Here is an 18,811-nt window from a genome sequence, read left to right as displayed (position 1 = left end):
GAACATCGCTAGCCTCAATTACCACGTGAGGTCGAGATCCTCGCGTAGAGAGGTTGACGGAGCTTTATGCCAACACCGAAGCACTGTCGCCGGACCCGACGTTCAGGAATTAGCAACGCCGTCGATGCCGTCGAATCTGCGCCGTAGAGGGCGGTCTTTTGACGCGAGTCCCCCAGTTGCCTCACCTGGGAGGCCTCAGGCTCGCATTGGTCAGAAGGTGACTTTCCACCGCGCATATGAATTGACGGAACTATGGAGACATCGATGGAAGTGTTATCGCATATGCGGGTCATCGAGATCGGTAGCTCCGCTGCAGCCAGCTATTGCGCCCGGCTATTTGCCGATTTCGGAGCCGATGTTCAGAAAGTCGAACCGCCAGTGGGCGATAGTCTCCGACGAAGCGCACCACTTACACCTGGTGGGCAGAGCGCGTGGTTCGCATTTTTGAATTTCAATAAGTCGAGCATTATCATCGATGCTAAGGACCCAGATGCGATCGCTCGGCTGACGAAGCTGATCGAGGATTGCGATGTCCTCGTCGACGGCCGTGATGTTGATTCTGCGGAGTGCCCATCGATTGATGTCGCAGCGATCCGCAAGAGCCGCCCCGAGTTGATCCACCTCGGCGTAAGCTGGTTCGGTCAAGAAGGCCCCTATGCCGGCTTTGCGGCAACGGATTCGGCGGTCCGCGCGCTCGCTGGTCTTATCAAGCTAGTTGGACCTCTCAAGGGCCCGCCATTGCAGGCACCGGATTTTCAGACGGGTATCGTAGCCGGCCTTTGGGGGTTCATCGCTGCTGCGTCGTCGACGCTTGCCAAACAGCGCGGTGGAGCAGGGCGCTCATGGTCGCTCAATACCTTCGAAGCGAGTCTTGTGCTGTCCGAATATCTCATGTGTGAGGCGTTCGTGCGAGGCGACGTTATGCAGCGGCTCGGCATCAATCGGTTCTGGCCTAGCTTTCCGGTCGGCATTTATGACACCAAACAAGGGTGGCTCGGCGTCACACTGCAAACGCCAGCACAGTGGCTCGCGTTCTGCGATATGCTTGGTTTGTCCGAGCTGTCGAATGACCCGGCGCTCCTCTCCGGCGAAGATCGTCTGCAACACATGGACCAGATCGACCTGCACTTTGCGCCGCAGCTGAAAACGCGGACAGCGCAAGAATGGTTTGCGGAGGGGCTGAAACGAAAAATCCCCATCGTGCCGCTGCCTGAGATAGCTGATCTGCTCGAGGACTCTGAGAAGAAGGCGCGCGGCGCGATCGTACCTATCTTTATCGGCAATGAACAGGGCTTGACCGCCGGTTCGATGCAGCGGCTGACACTAACACCGCCCCGCCGGGGCGGAAGAGTTCCCGCTCCTGGCGAGCAGCAGGTTCGCTCGAACACGCGAAGGCACCTATCCAACTCTGGGGCACAGTCGTCTGGCTCCATCGATGCCGATCGGCAGCCATTGCATGGGATGCGCGTGATTGACTTCTCTATGGGCTGGGCTGGGCCATTGTGTACGCGCACATTGGCTGATCTGGGCGCGGACGTCATCAAGATCGAGGCCATCCAGTATCCGGACTGGTTCCGCGGCGTTGACCGTCGACCTGATTACGTCGACGCTGAGATGTACGAAAAAAGAGTACGTTTTAGCATCCTGAACCGCAACAAACGCGGTATCACACTCGACCTGAAAAGACCGAAAGGCCTCGCCCTTGCAAAGCGGCTTATCGCCGGAGCTGATGTGGTTGTTGACAATTATTCAGTTGATGTGCTGTCGAAGCTCGGTCTTGGATATGACGAGCTGAGAACACTCAACCCGCGGCTCGTTATGATGTCGATGTCAGCCTTTGGTGCGAACAGCGTTCATCGCGATTGCCGGGCCTACGGTTCGACTCTCGAACAGGCATCGGGGTTGCCGGGCGTGATCGGGAATCCCGATGGGCCACCGGTGATGAGCCACACCGCCTTTGGCGACCCCATCGGCGGGTTAAACGGCTGTGCTGCCGTTCTGGTGGCTCTGCTTCACGTGCACAGCACGGGACAGGGCCAGTTTATCGATCTCGCGCAAATCGAATGCATGATGCCGTTCGTGGCCCCATGGATGACCGTCCAGTCGATCGGCGGCACGCCGCCGATAAGATACGGTAATCGACATCCGCAGTTTGTGCCGCACGGCTGCTTCCGATGTGCGGGTGAGGACAGCTGGATCGTGGTGGCGGCGACCGACTCGGAGATGTGGCATAGGCTTGCGCTGCTCATTGGCCGGTCCGACTGGGCGAAGGATGATTCGCTCAAATCTAATGAAGCTCGCCGGGCGATTGAGAGCGCCATCGAGATGGAGATCGCAGGTTGGACGCTTAGCCGCGATGCGGATACCGCCATGTCGGAGTTGCAGAGCTCAAAGGTTGCCGCGGGCGTTGCCCGGCTTCCAATTGACCTGCTCAAAGATCCGCATCTTCGGTCGCGTGCATACCTCCAGGAGGTCGAACGAGCTTTCATAGGTTTGCATCCCCAGCCCTCGATGCCAATTCGCGAAGGAGGCAGACCCCAATCCATCCGCACAGCGGCGCCGACGCTCGGGCAGCATAATAAAGAGATCCTGTCAGAGCTTGTTGGCCTCTCCGAGAGCGAGATAACAGAGCTGGCGAGGGAAGGCATCATCGGCACGAAGATGCTCTCCGAACGAGAACTCGCGGAATCAAACAACGTGTCGTCGGACTGTAAGATCGAGCCTACCCTCTAGCTTAGCCACATTCAGCCTTGGCAGATGGGCCGCCTGCTGGCCGGGATTTGTCGCCCCGCAAAGTCCTACCGAGTCTCCGCCCGAGTGCGCGACGCAGCACCACTTCACGGCAGGCCGAGTCTCAAGCGCCTAACTCTGATGCATGGAGGACTACCAGCAAGAGTAGGTTCATTGCTGCCGATCCGCAGGTAAGTAAACACGTCCTTCTTGGCAGAAGGCTGTCGCTACTTCCTGAACCGCTTATTTACGAAGGAGACAACTATGGCTGGAGCGACTGGCGATTCACGTCGTTTGCAGACTTTCGAAGCATTAGAATCAAACGTCCGGCTATACTCGCGTTCGTTCCCAGCCTTGTTCAGTCGCGCGCGCGGCTCCATTATGCTATCGGAGGGGGGGCATAAGGTCATTGATTTCCTGTCTGGTGCTGGAGCCCTGAACTACGGGCACAACAATCACCAAATCAGAGCCGCCATTACAGAGTATCTGGCATCGGATGCTGTGGTGCATGGACTTGACATGGCCACTCCTGCAAAGCTCGAGTTTATGGAAACTTTCAGCTCTATCATTCTTCAGGAGCGGGGGCTGAAATACCGATTTCAATTCACGGGACCAACAGGTGCTAATGCAATTGAGGCAGCTTTAAAACTGTCTCGCAAAGTCACGGGGCGGCAAAATATCGTTTCATTCACGCATGCATATCACGGTCTGAGCTTAGGAGCGGTTGCTGCGACCGGTAGTCGTTTTCATCGCAAGGCCAGCGGGGTCTCGTTATCGGGTATAACTTTCATGCCTTATGACGGCTATTTTGGGCAGGCTATTGATACGGCTGAGTACATGCGGAAAGTACTGCTGGACTGTAACAGCGGCATTGATGCTCCAGCAGCTGTTCTCATCGAATCTATACAGGGAGAAGGGGGTATAAACGTAGCGAGCAAGGAATGGCTGCAATCAGTTCAAACCATAGCAAAAGAGGCTGGTGCTCTTTTCATAGTCGACGATATCCAAATGGGCTGTGGCCGCACGGGCGAATTCTTTAGCTTCGAGTTCGCAGGATTGTCGCCAGATATCGTCGTAATGTCGAAATCGCTCAGTGGGTACGGTCTGCCACTGTCAATGTTGCTGATCAAAGAGGAGGTCGATGCATGGGGGCCCGGAGAGCACACGAGTACCTTCCGAGGTAATAACCTAGCGCTCGTATCTGCAACCGCAGCTATTAATATCTATTGGCGCAGTCAGACGTTCTCGGAGGATATCCGACGTTTGTCAGACCTTGTTCGACGCCGGCTTGAGGCCATCTCATTCAAGCACGGAAACAGGTTTGCCGTTCGAGGGCGAGGTCTGGCGTTAGGCTTTGATTGCCAGATGGCCGAAATCGCGGAAGTGACCTCGCGTAAGGCGTTTGACAAGGGATTGATTGTCGAACGATGCGGGCCTGATGATCAGGTTCTAAAATTATTTCCTGCGCTCACGATTGACTCTGATACGCTAAGTCAAGGTCTTGAGATATTCGAGGAATCCTTGGCCGAAACACTAAGAAGCTCGAAGTTATCGGGCATCTAAAACGCGAGCGGCCGCCGATGGATTGGTACCTCTTCAGCATCTTTGCTTCGTCGCCGCTTTGGGCGATCGCCGTCGCAAGCAGGATAGATTCCGCCTGCGGCGTCAGCCACCGAACAGGCTGCAAGCTAATTTGCGGGCTGTAGGTACGAACCGCCTCCACCGCGCGTGCCCGAACCCAGGGCCGAAGTGTGGCACAAAGCCCACGAGGAACTTGGGACATGCGGCTCGTTTCCAGAAATGGACAGGACGACGCCCTCGCGAGCCATGCGGAGCCAAACTTCGTGATCGACCAGTGGTGCCAAAGTCGTTCGCCGTCTCGATGTTTCGCCGAGCGGCGCGGCCGGGGCGCAGCACGCTGATCCGCGCGAGCTCCCATGCGGCGTTACAGAAGAATTTGTAGCAGTCGTGGCTCAAGTCGATAGTCGCCATTCCGGAGAATCTGGTCTGTTAGAAACGTGCGACCACGTAAAGTATGGGACCGGGACCAACCCGCCGCGCCGGAAGCTAGATCGAATTCACGTGACGCGGATTTGCTGTGAAGCATATGATAGCAACGCAACGACTGCGTCATCAAACTCTGACGCGACAAACTTGGACGGCCTTTAGGGTAACGAGCTACGTAGTCATTGTGTATCTTCCTGAGGTACTGCAACCTGGCGCAAAACAGTGGATTGACGTCATTCCGTTCCGACAGTTATGCGCATAAACTAGATCAGGAGCGCCTGGCGCTTTCCCGGCAATGACGCCTATGGATGTTGTGACGAGTGGACCAAAACAGATTGAATTGCCAATTCAGCCGCGTGCGACAGTAGGAAGTATCTGGCCCAATTCGGCTACCCGGTCACAATATCGGTCATCCCATGCGCCTGATCTCGATACAAGCGAGCCCTCGCGTACTAGTCCAGGCCGGAGGAGACGAAGTCAATGGCCGAAAGATCGGGGGCTTCATGGCGGCTCTCGTACGTTAAATGTGTTGAGGCATGTTTGGGGCTGAGAACGTTCTTGTGGATTTCCTCCGGCATCTGCTCGCGCCCTCTTCCTAACCATAGAGACCGCATCCTGAATAATCCGCATCTCTTTTGCTGTCTCGTTCATCGTTCCCAGCCGTTTGGCAGTGTTGACCTGCCACTGCGTATTTCCTCCAGAAGGAGTTAGAGTCCGGCCCGAAGTTGCAGCGAGACCGAACTTTGGACCACCCAGAACTAGAGTTTTGCTCTTGCAGCGAGACCGAACTTTGGACCACCCAGAACTAGAGTTTTGCGCTCTTATCACGTTGGCGGGCTGGTGGCGCCGGCGTGATTTTGCAGCAAAATCGGCGGCCGATTGCCGATGGCTCCATGGGGCCGCTCCTCGTTGTAGTATCTGCGCCAAGTCTCCACCTTTTCCCGGGCGTCCGCAAGCGACAGAAACCAATGGGCATTGAGGCATTCGGCCCGGAAGCGGCCATTGAACGCTTCGATAAAAGCATTGTCGGTCGGTTTGCCCGGGCGTGAGAAGTCCAGCGTGACGCCGCGCTGGTAGGCCCAGAGGTCGACGTCGCGCGACACGAACTCGCTGCCTTGGTCGACGCGGATCGTCGCCGGGAAGCCCACTTCGTTGCAAACCCTTTCCAGCACCTCCACGACATCGGTGCCGCGGAAAGTGTGCCGCGGCTCCAAGGCGGGCGAGAAGCGGGAGAAGATATCGATAATCGTGAGCACCCGGAGCTTGCCACCAGTTGCCAACTGGTCATGAACAAAGTCCATCGCCCAGGTCTCGTTGGCGCGCGTCGCTGGCCTGCGGTCATCGCGCAGCTTAGCCTTGACCCTCCGTTTCGGCGATTTATTGCGCAGTTGCAGGCCCAATTCGCGATAGATGCGACGGGTCTTGTTCTGCCCATGACCCCATCCCTCGCGGCGGAGCAGGACGTGGACGCGGCGATAGCCGTAGCGAACGCGAACATGGCAGATCTCCTTGATCCGAGCTTCGAGAGCGGCCTGGCCGGAGCGACGAGATTTGTAGTGGTAGGTCGATCGATCGAACTCGAGGGCCTCACAAGCCTTGCGGATCGAGACCTGCCACTCACCACAAACCTCATCGACGAGCTTGCGCTTCCGACCAGGCTTCATAGCTTTCGGCGGATCACGTCCTGCAACATCTCCTTGTCGAGCGACAGATCGGCCACCAGCTTCTTCAGCTTGGCGTTCTCGTCCTCGAGCTGCTTCAGCCGGCGCATCTCGGTCGGCAGCAGACCGTCATACTTCTTCTTCCAATTGAAGTAGGTCGCCTGGCTGATCCCGGCCTTGCGGCAGATCTCCGCCACCGCGCCCCCGTCGCTGCCCTGCTTGAGAATGAACGCCTTCTGGGCGTCCGAAAACTTCGAGGCCTTCATCGTCGTCGCTCCTCCCAGCCGAGGGATTTACGCCGCGAAAACTCTAGCCAAAACTGGTCCAGTTTGCCGGCCTCAGATCATGCGGGAGAACGGCAAATATAACCTAACTCCCAAAGCCCACCCGAAGGGATCGGGCAGCTCGTCTTCTTCAGCGCGCGGCTTGCCCCAGCTGCTAGTGAATCCTCGCCTCAGCTGGCCTCATGATGTTGGCCTCGGACCATCTTGCTCCGTCGAGCGGCCTCACACCGTGGGATTGCACCGCCTAAGCTCCAAATTGCTGACGGGGATTCTTGAAAGCGCCGGAGGCCTCGGAGCGTTTGTTTCGCGTGAACGTTCTATTTGGTTGCTTGGTTAGCTTATGGCTCGGCAACTTGCACGACGCTCAACCAGGCATAGCGTTCCGTTGCGGGCTCCTGTGCCACAAAGTGATTCTACGTGGAGAGTTCTATTTGGTATCGCGTGGGCGCTTCGGCTTGCGGCCTTTGGGCAGGGTTTTCGGAACTGTCGCCCCCTGGTCTGGCTGAACAACCAAGTCAGTCAGGGGAACACCTAACGTATCGGCGATACGCTCGAGAAGATCAATCGTCGGGTTCGCTTTTCCGAGCTCCAGACCGCTCATATAGGAGTTGTCGATGCCCGCATCGTAAGCGAGTTGCTCTTGCGGAATGCCGCGATCCACGCGGATCCGGCGCACATTCCAGCCTACCAGCGCACGAGCTCTCATGCGCTAAAACAGCCATTTGTTAGGCCATCAAAACACGGTATAAAACCAAACTATTACAGTAAGTTTGTTCCTGATACAGGTAAGCGGAGCCTGCGCTTGGCGGCTGGATTGTCGCGCATCTTGATTGTGCAAATGGCGACGCCGCCTGGCTTGAGAAGCCCCAGATCCTCCGAACAAATTCATCTCTAATTCAGGGGCGTCCATCGCATTAGTTGATGCCTGTCACCTAACCATTGCGTCCCCACGTTAGTGCGTCGGCGAAACGAGCGCGGTCGTGGGGACAAAGACATGGCATTTTCAACTCGGTGCATTGGCTTACATGGTTGCGACTTTGCGCAAGGTAAGTCGACGGCCGACATTGTTAGTCCTCATCGAATTGCGAGCGCGCCGATAGAGCGTCGTGTGAGCGTACCTCGTACACGCCGCACGGTCAGTTCATGTGCGCGCGCACCTCGTTTCTTAGCCGTGTATGTGCGGCGTACTGAGCTGAGGCAACGCGAGCATTCCGTAGCCTGCAGGGGATGTTCTGCGCGCAGCGAGTTGCCGACGGTGCCCGGTCACGCCGAGCACGAGCGGCCTGATGTGTAGCGCGTTCGCTTCTCGTTAGTTTGGTGCCGCGCGCGACAGGGGCGAACACCGACATCGACGGGTTTGTATTTTCCTACGTGAGAAACATAGGGGTATATGTTTGCGTACTTTTGAGCGGAGAACTTCGGTGCTGAAAGACATCTTCGGACTAAGAGCGGATGGGCCAACCTTCTATTCAATAATATCTTTCCGGTCGTTGCATCGCCGCCGCGAGGGGCGTCGGGGCTTGTTGACCAGAGTGGCCGAGACCAAGTCACGCTCTGTCGTGATTGACGCGAGCGCTGAAGAGCCCCCGCTCTATTCGAACACGATTGTTAAGAAGGTCGTGCTGGCTTCAGCGGCAGGCGTGATCGCCTCTGGCGGGGCGCAGGCGGCCGATTTTCCCGTCAAAGCCAAAGCGATCGAGTACGTGAAGGTGTGCTCCACCTATGGTGCCGGATTCTATTACATCCCGGGCACGGACACCTGCATCAAGCTGGGTGGTTTCGTTCGCGCCGACGTGATGCTGGGCAGCAATAGTTTTGTTCTGAACCCGGTTTCCGGTGTCGGTGCTGCGCACAACCGCCTGAGCAATGCCTACACCGCTCGGTCTCGCGCAGACCTCAGCATCGACACGCGTACAGCAAGCGAATACGGCGTGGTCCGCACCTTTTTCGAGGGGAACTTTACCTGGAAGACGGGTTCGACGAGTGCGGCCGGATCGGGCGCAACAGCGTATTCCGGCGATGGGGTCGGGCTCGGGACGCTTAGCATCTGGTATGCCTTCATCCAATTCGCGGGCTTTACGATGGGAAAGGCGGTCTCCCAGTTCAGCGCTCCTTGGACAAACTATCCGGCGAACAACTTCTTCGATGGTCTGCCGGGCGGCGGTGGCGATGCCTCGGGTGTCAACCAGTTCAGCTATACTGCTGACTTCGGCCAGGGGATTACGGCGACGCTTTCTGCGCAGGATCCAACGGCCTATTACCAGACCAATATCTGGAATACGACGAATGCCACGGCCGCCGGCATCGTGACGGGTACTTACGGCTCGCAGAGTTATGGCGGCACCGTGGCTCCCGATATTGTCGGCATGATGCGGATCGACCAGGCTTGGGGTCTCTTCCAGGCGTCGGCCGCGGCGCACAACAACCATGCGGCGTACTATGGTGGGAGCGAAGTCACAGGACACGCCGACGATAAGTGGGGCTGGGCCGGTCAGCTGGCGCTATCGATCAAGAATATTCCGACCGGCCCGGGGGACACGATCAATTTGCAGGCGGCTTACACCAAGGGTGCCAGCAGCTTTAGCATCCAGGAAAACATCCCGACCGCGTGGGCGATGTACGGGGGCACTGGCAGACCGGGGGCGTATCAGAGCCTCGGTTTCGCCGGCGTTGCTGATGCCATCTATTCCGGCTCGACGTCGGCAACTAGCACGGCTTTTCAGCTGACCACGACGTACGGCTTTAACGGTGGTTACATTCATAACTGGGATCCGTATTGGAATACTGCGGTTTACGGCGGGTGGGCCGCTATTCGCTACACCGATACGGCCAAGGCTCAGATTTGCGGCAGCGCTGGCATGGCCGCACTCGGGTTGACAGGTGTTTGCAACCCCGACTTCAATATTGCTGCGGTCGGCACGGTTACGCGCTGGACGCCGGTCAGAAACCTGACGTTCTCCGCGGATCTGTTCGCCACATTCCTCGATCAGAAATATTCTGGCACTATTGCGGCGCCGGCGGTCGCGGCAGTTGCCAAACCTGCTGCAGTATATGAACTCAAGAACCAGAGCGCGTTCAGTATGCTGCTGCGCATCCAGCGCAATTGGTAGGTCGTCGCTTCGACGGGCGGAAATATGCTCCAGAAGAGTTCGCGAGGGTCGAGGCGGCCGTCCTCGATCGGGTGGCTAGCTCGGTGCTAACATCATTGGAAGGCGGCCGACGCGCGTCGGCCGCCTTCCAAGCTGAATACGAGGGTTCGATTCCTTTCACCGGCTCCAAAGGAATTTCCTCAATGAAAGCAGGATATTGCATCCGCTTTTTGGGCCGGATTTTGTTGCTCGCTCTCGATTTTCATACAACCACCGTACCGAGCCCAAAGGCGGCCTGACGCGGCGCTCCGCGCGCCAATCTGGCTGGGCGGATCGGGCTTTTTTGGTCTCTACCCGGCAGTTCAACGCCGGCGTGGACCACTAAAGCAAGATTAACCCTCGCGGTTAGTCGCCGATTTCGCCGTTGACGCTGCGCACTCCTCTCAGCTCTGGTCACTCGCCGTAGCTGAAGACATGTCTGCAAAAACGAGATCTAAGAAGGTGGATAAAGGTTCTTCGCGCCCTTGTGCAAAACGGCGCCGACAGTTGCCCGGGCTTGCCCCCATCGAGCCCTCCATCGCCACGCCGGCCCCGCGCAACATTTCCCAACCGGACCATTGGCTCAGCTGGTCAAGGGTATCTTGGAGCGCATCAGTGAGATGGCGAGCGCGCTCGGGGCCTATGAGGCGCTTCTTGCAGTACTCATCCTCACCGGCATCGTCGCGTTGCAATGCGCGAATGCGATAACTTCAGCCGATCTTCAGCTTGATCGCCCTCGGTGCGGTCCTCCCACTCGTTGCTCGGCTTATCAAGTCACGAGATTGATCTCACCTTGATAGAGATACCGGCAGTACGGCGTTTTTGACGAAATCGACCTGCGCTGCGCATTCTGGCCTGGGCGTCCCGCAGATGGCGTCAGGCCCTCGCGTGGCCTGGCCCTCAAGGAGTCGCGTCGCCAACGAGTTTCAAGACAGACACTACGTCACGATCGAGATTGCTTCTCACTTGAATATGGTTGACTTGCGTGGCGACGGTGCTGTCCGTATGGGAGTTCCGACCGATGTTGCGCGGGCCTCAAGGCAAACGCTGGCGCGACATTGGTCGCTCGCTTGGCACGAACATCCGTCCGGGCCAGACGGCATCGTCTATCCGTCACGGTCAAACGGCCAAACGAACCTCTTCGACCGCGCGGTGCCAAAATTGAAAGCTATCGGAGTGCAGCCTCTGAGCGGCGTGGCCGGCCTCGCGACTGTGCTGGACGACCTTATGGTCGAGTTGGCCCCTTGAGCCGATCAACAATCAAGACTGCAGTGGCGGTCATTCGTCGTCGGACGGAACGATCGACATCCTTGTCAATATTCTTCCGACGCCAAGGCCCGCCCACCAGCCATCGCCGCCTTTGATGAGGAAGACCGAGCTCCCGGCGAGGTTGTTCCGCGTGACCTCTCGCCACGTCTTGAGATCGGTCCCGGATGGCGTCGACGAAAATCCGGGATGCGTATGCCACTCACCAACGAACGTATGAGTGCGCCCGCTCTCGGTCCATCGCCTCTTGGCGAGACCCTGATGCCCGGGATCGTCTCGATCAAACCGAAGTTGTGCACGGCGGTCGCGCCGCAGAGGCTCCGAACATTCGGTGATTTCGATGTGGGGACCTCTGTAGCAGCCGATCAGGATCCCTCCAGCCTCTGTCGCATTCTCGGGAACGCGCAAGTAGCGTTCTATCCTCATCATCACCTGGTTGTGGACGACGACGAGCCGCATGCCAGCGCGGAAGATCATTGAGCCCGTGTTTGGCAAGCTGGGCACTCTGGAGCGGGTGTGAGGTTCATGGTAGCGATGCCTTGGCTCGCCGCTATTCCATGCGAGAACGAGGTCGAGCGCCAAGGCCGCCGCTGACATCGATGCCGAGACCGGGAACGGTGCATAGAGCCCGTCTCCGCAGGCCGGATTGCGTAGCAGCTCGTTGTCGGAGTCTGGACGCATGACCCGGTAGCGCGGCTCGCCAGCAAGGTTGGGCTTTCGGCATTTGAAGCACCCGTGCTCCGGTCCGTCGCAGAGCAAAACCTGAGCCGCACCGCCGTTGCCGACAATCCAGGCGTGAAGAACTGGCGGATAGTTCGGTCGCTGCGACACGGCATGATGGTTCAAGGCGATGGAGAACGGTTCCTCACCCGTTGCGTCGATGACCAGGTCGCCCGACAATCGCTTCAGGATCGCTGTCGCGTCCACAGGACGGCTGTCGACCGCAAGGTGCGGAAGCTGTTCGCGAATGTACTCGGCACAACCGCCCGCTTTGTTCTGGCCGAGAAATGAGATTCCGAGAATATGCCGCCCTAGATTGGCCGGCGATAATCTGTCGGAGTCAATCAGCGTGAGGCATCCTCCTAGCGACCCGGCGCCGCTTTGCGCGAGATTGTAGGCGAGAAAGCCGCCGATGGTCCCGCAACCGATCAGAACAATGTTCTTTCCGGCGAGGCTTGGCACAGTCCCAAGATTGCGCTGGTAGAGGAAGCGCTCATCGATTGGAGAACCCAGATGGCGTTCGACCGCCACATCCTCGGTGCGGTCGAGCAGGAGCTTGGGCAGGGCCGACTTCCGGGATTTCATGAATTCGGGGCGATCAAATCGTTTGGGAATCTGGATCTCGGCGAGACAGATGGCATTTGGTGCGCAGATCGCGATCCAACGCGTCAGACCGGTGCCCAGCTCCAGCGCGAGCTTCAATTCGTGTGCTACGCCAATCCTGTCGAGGAATGCGGCAAGGCCTCGAAGATTGCGGGGCAGGGCTCCGCCTCGATCTGCGCCAAGATCGCGGTCCACGCGCACGATCCGGCAGGGGACTGTTTCCGGAGTGGCCTTAATGCCGCGGTTAGCCGCATGTAGTGCCTTGAGGGAAGGGGCGAGGCCGTCCTTCGGTGCCAGCACCAGCTTGTCTTTAGCCGTCCGCGATAGCCCGACATAGAATATCTCACCTTCGCCTCGAAAACCCTCTGGCAGATCCACCAGGATTGAAGGCCCGGCGGTCCAGTACTGGCTGAATTCGTCGACGTAGTCGAGATCGGAGCGGCCACGAAGCCCGTCGCCCAGAACCTTCTCCGCCAGCTTTAGACATTGCAGAACGGTCCCGCCGGGATCGTACCGATCCAACACCATGGCGCTTTTTGCGACATAGCAGACCAGGTCGTCCGGCCCGAGCAAATGTGGCGTTCGCTTACCTTCCGCTTTGCCGCGCGAGAGCAGTTTGATGACCGGCGGATCGACGAAATCAAGGTCAGGCACCTCGATCGACACCTCGGCCTCCAGACCATGCCGTTCGATCCGGCCGACGTAGTATGGATGCGCGCTCTGGCTCCAATCCTTCTTGAAGCCCTCCTGTCTTAGTGCCGCATCGATGGTTCGGAGGACCTCCTGCTCATCCACTGGTCGACCGTCCCACAGACGGCGCCGGCGAGATGATGGCCGGTGCAGCTACAACAGCCGCAGCCGCAGCGGCGTGAGCCTTGACAAGATCGGGACGATTGGGAATTCGCTCGCCAAAGACGGCTTTCAGATGGTCCACGGCGACCTCTGGCAGGTAGCAATGGTTGATTGCGTCATCCAGCTGCTCGTGCATCGCGTTGGCAGCCTTGATGGCCTGCTGACGTTGCTCGCGGGTCCAGGATGACCCGAGAACTTCAGCGGTGTCGGCCGGATTGAGAATCTCACCGGCGAACATATCGGCCAGGCGCGAAGTCACCTCGAGGAGCGCGAGATCATCGCGGCGCGGGACACTCAGATGGCCAACGTCCTCGAATGCGTAGAAGGCGCAGGCCATCAGTATGATCGACGAGATATGTTCAAGTTTGTGATAATCCCGCCAGGCCTTCAGGTAGCGGCATTCGCGCCGCAAGAGTTCGCCATAGAAATCGACGGCATTGAGAAACCAGTCATGAATCTTTCGCGGGTCGGACTGCTTCCAGTTGTCCTTGCGGTGCGCGAGCAGAACCTTGTCGGAATCGACCTGATCCCAGCGGTCGATCCGCATCTTTCGCGAACCCATAAAGTCGATGTTGTCTTCGGAGTCGGCAATAGCCCGGTCCATCGCAGCCTTAGTCAGCCTGCCAAACTGATCGTCGGGAATGGCATACAAGGGGACGTCAACGTGGAGGCAATCGTCGATGATGACCCGCGCGCAGGTGTCTTTCTCCTCGAAGCCCTTCCACTTCTCGCGCTTGATCAGTACCTTCAGGGCCGCGTCGATAATGTCGAAGTAGAGTTTCGCCGCTTCGGCGGGACCGTTGCCCTTGACGAATGTCATCGGCAGATAGAGGCCGTCGTCAACGTCAATCTGCTGCGGCGGCATCCATGCGCGCCGATTGAGCAGTTTGTACGCCTCGCTGCCCTGCGTGAAGAAGCGCGGTGTGATCTGTCTTCCGAACTGCCGTTTCGTCTCGCTCGCGATCACCGTCCTCAGATGGGCGCGGATCTTTCGCTTGGCGTTTTGTAGCTTGTCCTGTTCGTCAGCTAGCAGCTCGAGCTTGGCAAGAAGATCGACGCCCCCTTGGGCGCCGTGAAGCAGCTTATCGACGTTTGCCACAGTGGTACCTTTTCTGGTTACAGCTCGCTCGCCACCGACGGTTCGGCGATCCGGGCGTCGGGGACGGCTTGCATCCAGCGGCACGAATCGATGGCTACGCTATAGAATAGCGCTTTTGGGGGGGGGCTTTGGAGAACGAATTGACAACAGAATCCACCAAAAAGAAGCCGTTTCAGATACTTGCGCTCAGCGGGGGCGGGTACCTCGGGCTGTACGCGGCCGAGATCCTTGCCCGCCTGGAGAAAAGGGCTGGCAGACCCATTGGAAGCTGTTTTGATTTGATCGCTGGCACTTCCGTCGGTGGGATCCTTGCAGCGGGCGTTTCGCTGGATGTGCCGGCTGCCCGGATGCGAGACCTCTTCATCGAGCGGGGTCGAGACATCTTTTCGGGCCGGCCGCGGCCGAAGTTCGGCTGGATCGACGCGGGGCGGTCAGTGCTTGGTCCGAAATACGATGGCGAAGCCTTGCGGAGCGTTGTTTCCGAAATTATTGGCGACCAAACGATGCTGGCTGCCTGCAAGCACCGCTTGATCATCCCCGCGGTCAACATGACGAAGGGGAGTGTCCAGATGTTCAAGACGGGCCATCACCCGGATTTCACGCTGGATCCCAAGCGGCGATTGGTCGACGTGGTCATGGCGACCAGCGCCGCGCCGACCTACTTCCCACTGGCGGAGGTTGGCGCTGCGCACTATGCCGACGGCGGTCTCGTCGCCAATGCCCCTGACCAATGTGCCCTGCACGAGGCAACGCACTTTCTGAAGCAAGATGTGTGTCAGATCTCGATCCTCAGCATCGGCACCACTTCGACCGGATTTTCCCTCAAGCGATCCCTCGGTCGCGATCTCGGCAGCGCGAAATGGATGATGCGAGGCCGGCTATTGAGAACGATCGTTTCCTCACAGCAGCAGCTCGTCGATTACATGCTGCGCCACCAACTGGGCGAACGCTATCTGCGAATCGATGCCACCCAATCGGAAGAGCAGCAGGCAGATTTGGCCCTGGATGTTGCTGACGCGAACGCTCAAGGCACGTTGCTTGGCTTGGCGGAAGGTAGCTTCCAGAAGGTTTCTGCTGATCCTGCACTTCAAAAATTTCTGACTCACAAGCCCGATCCGCCCGACTTTCCCGGCGTGACCTCGGCTTAGATTGAACGGCGAACGCTCTAAAGTCGGTACCTGGAAGACCAAGTTCTCATAGGCGTTTCTTGAGTTGGATCGATCCCTTGGTATTGCGATCGGTCCAGTAATGACCGCTCATCTTCTTCGGCGGCGTACCGATGACGCGGTAGCGGAATGCGCCATAGTGGATTTCGGTCTGCGTGCCGCGGGCGAGAATGTCGGGGTCGCTCTGGTAAACGCCAATCACTTCATAGACACCGTCATTGTGACGGATCAGCCGTCCAGCTAGCTGAAAGGATCTATTTGTGTTGGGCTCTTCGCCTGTCACCAATCGAACCGATAACGATGTGTAGGTTTGCGTAATCGTGGCGGCGCCGGTTATCGTCTTGTTCTCTCGGCCGCCCTGTTCGGCGTAGGAGGACAATAACTCAGCGCCCCACTCGCCGGAGAGGTCGGGTCTCTTGTGAAAAAGCCGGAACGGCCAGTGCCGCCATAATACCCGGTCGAAGGCCGTCAAGAGGCCGGTGACGACCGCGACCGTGACCGAAAATGGCTTGGCGTAATCCCAGGATAGGTCTACTCCGAAGTACAGGAGTGAAATTGCCCAGACCGCAGTACAGGAGTGAAATTGCCCAGACCGCGGCCGCAACGATGATGATAACTGAGATCGAAAAGCCTGAAGGCATGTCCGAAGCAAATGTCTGAGGAAATGATTATCGAAGCGCTGCTTCGGAAAGTACATTCTGAAGGACTTCCTCGCTACCCTTTGCTGGTCGTGTTCTTCACCGGAAGCGAAGAGCCGCCGGATTGTGTTTCGATGCTTCGCGTTCCGATGCTGAGTGGAGGCTTTGTCTTTGGCGAGGACTTTGGCAGCCGGGTTCGGCAAGCAATGGCGGATAACGAGAGCGCCCACGATGGAGCGGTTGCGTTCGGCCGATCGAGGAAGTCCAGCTCCTATAAGTGCGCGGGCTGGTCTTACCGCATTGTCGCGACAACAGCATCTGGTGCGGCAGAGGCAAACAGGGGTGCGGCTTACAACAGCGCAATTTCATTGTCGCTGAGCCGCGGTGTCGATCTCGTCTGCCTGTTTTCCCGGGATCTGGAGATCTTCGTGGGTGGGAGGCGGGCAACCCTCGTTGAGGGTCGCTAGTTCATATCATATGGGAAGCGATTGCGGTTGCTCCGCCGATAACCAGGCCCATCTGAATACCGATCCAGCCCAGCACGCTGGACGGGGAGGGCAGGAACCACCTTTTTGTCTCCAAAAAAAAGGTCCGAATCGGCCGCAATCGTGTAAATCATTGATTTGGCAACGAAAACCTTTTTGAAATCTAGCTCTTGTAGGGTGTCAGAAGTTCTCCTATGTTTCTGACACTGGAGTGAGAGCCATGACCGCCCTTAGCACCCGGATTTTGGAAGTCACCAAAGAACTGCCCGAAGGCGCGCCGATTGCTGCCAAGGCGCTTTTGCACCTTGGAAAGCGTGCTGCTGTCGATCAGGCCCTTTCGCGTCTTGCCGAGCGAGGAAAGCTCCTGCGCGCGAGGCGAGGGGTGTATCTGCGTCCGGTCGAAAGCCGTTTCGGGGTTAGAGCTCCGTCGGTCGAAAAAGTCGTCGAAGAAACCAAGGCTCGCAGTGGTGAGACCATTGTTTCCAGCGGCGCGGCGGCGGCCAACCATCTTGGTTTGACAACGCAGGTACCTGTCCGTCAGGTTTACCTGACCTCTGGTCCTTCTCGCGAGCTCCACCTTGGCAAGCAAGTTGTCCAGCTCAAGCATGCGCCGCTTTGGCAGCTTACGCTGGCGAACCGTCGTGCTGGTGAGGTGGTGCGTGCGCTTGCCTGGGTGGGTCCCAAGACGGCAGAACGAGCATTGCGGTCGGTCAGTCAGAAACTGACACCAACCGAAGTGAGGGAACTCAAGTCTGCGGCGTCTTCATTGCCGACTTGGCTTGCCAGGCCGGTAAGCGAACTACATGTCTGACAGGTTCCTAAATCTGTCTGACGCCGAGCGCCGAGAGGCGCTCGGCGTTGCTGCTTCCAATTCAGGACGTCCGGCACATCTCCTTGAGAAAGATGTCTGGGTTGTTTGGTGCTTGAACGCACTCTTTTCCTCTCCACTGGGAGAGCACCTCGTTTTCAAGGGCGGAACCTCCCTTTCCAAGGCGTACCGCGCAATCCGCCGCTTCTCAGAGGACGTCGACCTTACCTACGATATTCGGGCAATAGCCCCTGATCTCGTGAAAACAAGCGAGAGCAATCCCGTCCCTCAGACCCGAAGCCAGGGCAAAAAATGGAGCGACCAGGTCCGAGAGCGACTTCCAGTTTGGGTGAAAGAAAAGGCGCTTCCCGTTGTCAATCAGTGTCTGGAAAACGACAAGCTGAGTGCAAAGGCGGAAGCCGATGATGACAAAATCTTCGTCCGATACGCTCCCTTGGAGACAGGCAATGGCTATGTGAGCCCCGCCGTCATGCTTGAATTCGGCGCAAGATCCACCGGCGAGCCGAGCGAGCTTCACGACGTGGTTTGCGACGCCGCCCAGTATCTTGAAACTCTCGAGTTTCCCACTGCACGGCCGAAAACCATGAAAGCGGAGCGCACCTTCTGGGAGAAGGCGACCGCCATCCATGTTTTTTGTGTCCAGGGCAAACTGCGAGGCGAGCGTTTTGCTCGCCACTGGTACGATCTCGTGAGGCTGGATGACGCGGGGATCGCGGACGCCGCATTAAAAGACCGAGAACTGGCCAACACGGTGGCAGGGCATAAAACATGGTTCTTCTCTGAAAAGGACCGTGCCGGTACGACGATTGACTATCACAAGGTAGTCAATGGTGCATTGAAGCTCGTCCCTGAAGGCGAAGCGCGAGCCGTTTTGGAACAGGACTATCAACACATGGTCGACGACGGCCTCTTGCTGGATGAGCCGGAGACCTTTGAGACGCTAATGCAACGGTGTGCGGACATCGAACGCCGAGCGAACAGACCAGCCTTGAAAATCTAGAGATGGTCGGAGTTCATGCGCTGAGCTCGATCAGTTATCGTGCAGATCACCTAAACCGCGACGAAAACTCCGCTTACAGCTCGTACTCGAGCGACAGGTGCTGGATTGGCGGCTACGGATTCCCGGGGCTGCCGCCGCAGCAACAGTCAACAGATTAGAAGTGCTTGCCGCAGAGGGACTTCACGAGAGACCCTGAGGCGTGTGCCGCCGTCGTTGGGCAGGTTGAACCCGTCTGTGCCGCCTCTCTCCCGGCTCCAACAGGAGCATGAAGCCGTAGCCGGGCGACGCGCTAAAGGGATTTCACCCGAACAGTTGCGGATTGGGCGGACCAGCCGGATTCAAT

At 58.0% G+C, this 18,811-nt stretch carries 13 protein-coding genes; 8 read left to right on the top strand and 5 right to left on the bottom strand.

The features are described from left to right. Nucleotides 1–264 precede the first annotated feature (264 nt). Nucleotides 265–2,733, top strand: coding sequence for a CoA transferase (locus tag AAFG16_RS39740; protein ID WP_342734175.1), 2,469 nt, complete (start codon nt 265–267; stop codon nt 2,731–2,733). A 261-nt stretch (nt 2,734–2,994) separates the two neighbouring features. Further along, complete coding sequence (gene ectB, locus AAFG16_RS39735) at nt 2,995–4,293, top strand: diaminobutyrate--2-oxoglutarate transaminase (RefSeq protein ID WP_342734173.1); 1,299 nt, start codon at nt 2,995–2,997, stop codon at nt 4,291–4,293. Between the two features lie 1,268 nt (nt 4,294–5,561). On the opposite strand, the gene AAFG16_RS39730 is transcribed toward ectB, so the two are convergent. Next, nucleotides 5,562–6,664, bottom strand: a protein-coding gene (locus AAFG16_RS39730; protein ID WP_342734171.1) for an IS3 family transposase whose coding sequence is annotated in 2 segments (ribosomal slippage) — nt 5,562–6,403 and nt 6,403–6,664 — 1,104 coding nt in all. Because the reading frame shifts where the segments join, the coding sequence is not laid out codon by codon here. A gap of 445 nt (nt 6,665–7,109) precedes the next feature. Next, a complete protein-coding gene (locus tag AAFG16_RS39725; protein WP_271608628.1) occupies nt 7,110–7,388 on the bottom strand; it encodes a helix-turn-helix transcriptional regulator in 279 nt (92 codons plus the stop codon). Between the two features lie 898 nt (nt 7,389–8,286). Here AAFG16_RS39725 and AAFG16_RS39720 point away from each other — a divergent pair. Both AAFG16_RS39720 and AAFG16_RS39715 read left to right on the top strand, forming a co-directional pair. Continuing rightward, nucleotides 8,287–9,792 carry a porin gene (locus AAFG16_RS39720; RefSeq protein ID WP_342741045.1) on the top strand — a complete coding sequence of 502 codons (1,506 nt, stop codon included), beginning with the start codon at nt 8,287–8,289 and terminating at the stop codon, nt 9,790–9,792. 888 nt (nt 9,793–10,680) lie between these two features. Then, the gene (locus tag AAFG16_RS39715; RefSeq protein WP_342741044.1) at nt 10,681–11,058 is read left to right on the top strand and encodes an RES domain-containing protein; all 378 of its coding nucleotides are present in this window, start codon (nt 10,681–10,683) and stop codon (nt 11,056–11,058) included. A gap of 30 nt (nt 11,059–11,088) precedes the next feature. On the opposite strand, the gene AAFG16_RS39710 is transcribed toward AAFG16_RS39715, so the two are convergent. Further along, nucleotides 11,089–13,194 carry a ThiF family adenylyltransferase gene (locus tag AAFG16_RS39710; RefSeq protein ID WP_342734168.1) on the bottom strand — a complete coding sequence of 702 codons (2,106 nt, stop codon included), beginning with the start codon at nt 13,192–13,194 and terminating at the stop codon, nt 11,089–11,091. Continuing rightward, the gene (locus tag AAFG16_RS39705) at nt 13,187–14,350 is read right to left on the bottom strand and encodes a CBASS cGAMP synthase (RefSeq protein WP_342734166.1); all 1,164 of its coding nucleotides are present in this window, start codon (nt 14,348–14,350) and stop codon (nt 13,187–13,189) included. Before AAFG16_RS39705 ends, AAFG16_RS39710 begins: the two co-directional genes overlap by 8 nt. Nucleotides 14,351–14,490: 140 nt before the next feature. Here AAFG16_RS39705 and AAFG16_RS39700 point away from each other — a divergent pair, with 140 nt between their 5' ends. Beyond that, the gene (locus AAFG16_RS39700) at nt 14,491–15,498 is read left to right on the top strand and encodes a CBASS cGAMP-activated phospholipase (RefSeq protein WP_271608622.1); all 1,008 of its coding nucleotides are present in this window, start codon (nt 14,491–14,493) and stop codon (nt 15,496–15,498) included. 46 nt (nt 15,499–15,544) lie between these two features. Here the strand turns inward: AAFG16_RS39700 and AAFG16_RS39695 are convergent, their stop codons facing one another. Further along, nucleotides 15,545–16,213, bottom strand: a complete 669-nt coding sequence (locus tag AAFG16_RS39695) for a hypothetical protein (protein WP_342734163.1) — start codon at nt 16,211–16,213, stop codon at nt 15,545–15,547. On the opposite strand from AAFG16_RS39695, the gene AAFG16_RS39690 reads away from it, so the two are divergent. The 3 genes from AAFG16_RS39690 (at nt 16,169) to AAFG16_RS39680 (ending at nt 18,468) form a co-directional block, all read left to right on the top strand. Continuing rightward, nucleotides 16,169–16,621 (top strand): hypothetical protein, encoded by a 453-nt coding sequence (locus tag AAFG16_RS39690; protein WP_342741111.1) that lies wholly within the window; start codon nt 16,169–16,171, stop codon nt 16,619–16,621. The two genes, AAFG16_RS39695 and AAFG16_RS39690, sit on opposite strands and share 45 nt — an antisense overlap. A gap of 238 nt (nt 16,622–16,859) precedes the next feature. Continuing rightward, nucleotides 16,860–17,450: a DUF6088 family protein gene (locus AAFG16_RS39685; RefSeq protein WP_081494606.1), complete on the top strand. Its 591-nt coding sequence runs from the start codon at nt 16,860–16,862 to the stop codon at nt 17,448–17,450. Continuing rightward, on the top strand, nt 17,443–18,468 hold the full coding sequence (locus AAFG16_RS39680; RefSeq protein ID WP_342734160.1) for a nucleotidyl transferase AbiEii/AbiGii toxin family protein: 1,026 nt from the start codon (nt 17,443–17,445) through the stop codon (nt 18,466–18,468). Before AAFG16_RS39685 ends, AAFG16_RS39680 begins: the two co-directional genes overlap by 8 nt. The last annotated feature ends 343 nt before the right edge of the window (nt 18,469–18,811 follow it).

The organism is Bradyrhizobium sp. B117, assembly GCF_038969555.1.
Classification (GTDB): domain Bacteria; phylum Pseudomonadota; class Alphaproteobacteria; order Rhizobiales; family Xanthobacteraceae; genus Bradyrhizobium.
The sequence above is the reverse complement of the archived record's forward strand: the minus strand, read 5'-3'. Positions and strand labels throughout refer to the sequence as shown.

Excerpts from the sequence above, each read along its gene's own strand:
- AAFG16_RS39740 (WP_342734175.1), top strand. The coding sequence starts at position 265 with ATGGAAGTGTTATCGCATATGCGGGTCATCGAGATCGGTAGCTCCGCT.
- ectB (WP_342734173.1), top strand. The coding sequence starts at position 2,995 with ATGGCTGGAGCGACTGGCGATTCACGTCGTTTGCAGACTTTCGAAGCA.
- AAFG16_RS39725 (WP_271608628.1), bottom strand. The coding sequence starts at position 7,388 with ATGAGAGCTCGTGCGCTGGTAGGCTGGAATGTGCGCCGGATCCGCGTG.
- AAFG16_RS39715 (WP_342741044.1), top strand. The coding sequence starts at position 10,681 with ATGGCGTCAGGCCCTCGCGTGGCCTGGCCCTCAAGGAGTCGCGTCGCC.
- AAFG16_RS39690 (WP_342741111.1), top strand. The coding sequence starts at position 16,169 with ATGTCTGAGGAAATGATTATCGAAGCGCTGCTTCGGAAAGTACATTCT.
- AAFG16_RS39695 (WP_342734163.1), bottom strand. The coding sequence starts at position 16,213 with ATGTACTTTCCGAAGCAGCGCTTCGATAATCATTTCCTCAGACATTTG.
- AAFG16_RS39685 (WP_081494606.1), top strand. The coding sequence starts at position 16,860 with ATGACCGCCCTTAGCACCCGGATTTTGGAAGTCACCAAAGAACTGCCC.
- AAFG16_RS39680 (WP_342734160.1), top strand. The coding sequence starts at position 17,443 with ATGTCTGACAGGTTCCTAAATCTGTCTGACGCCGAGCGCCGAGAGGCG.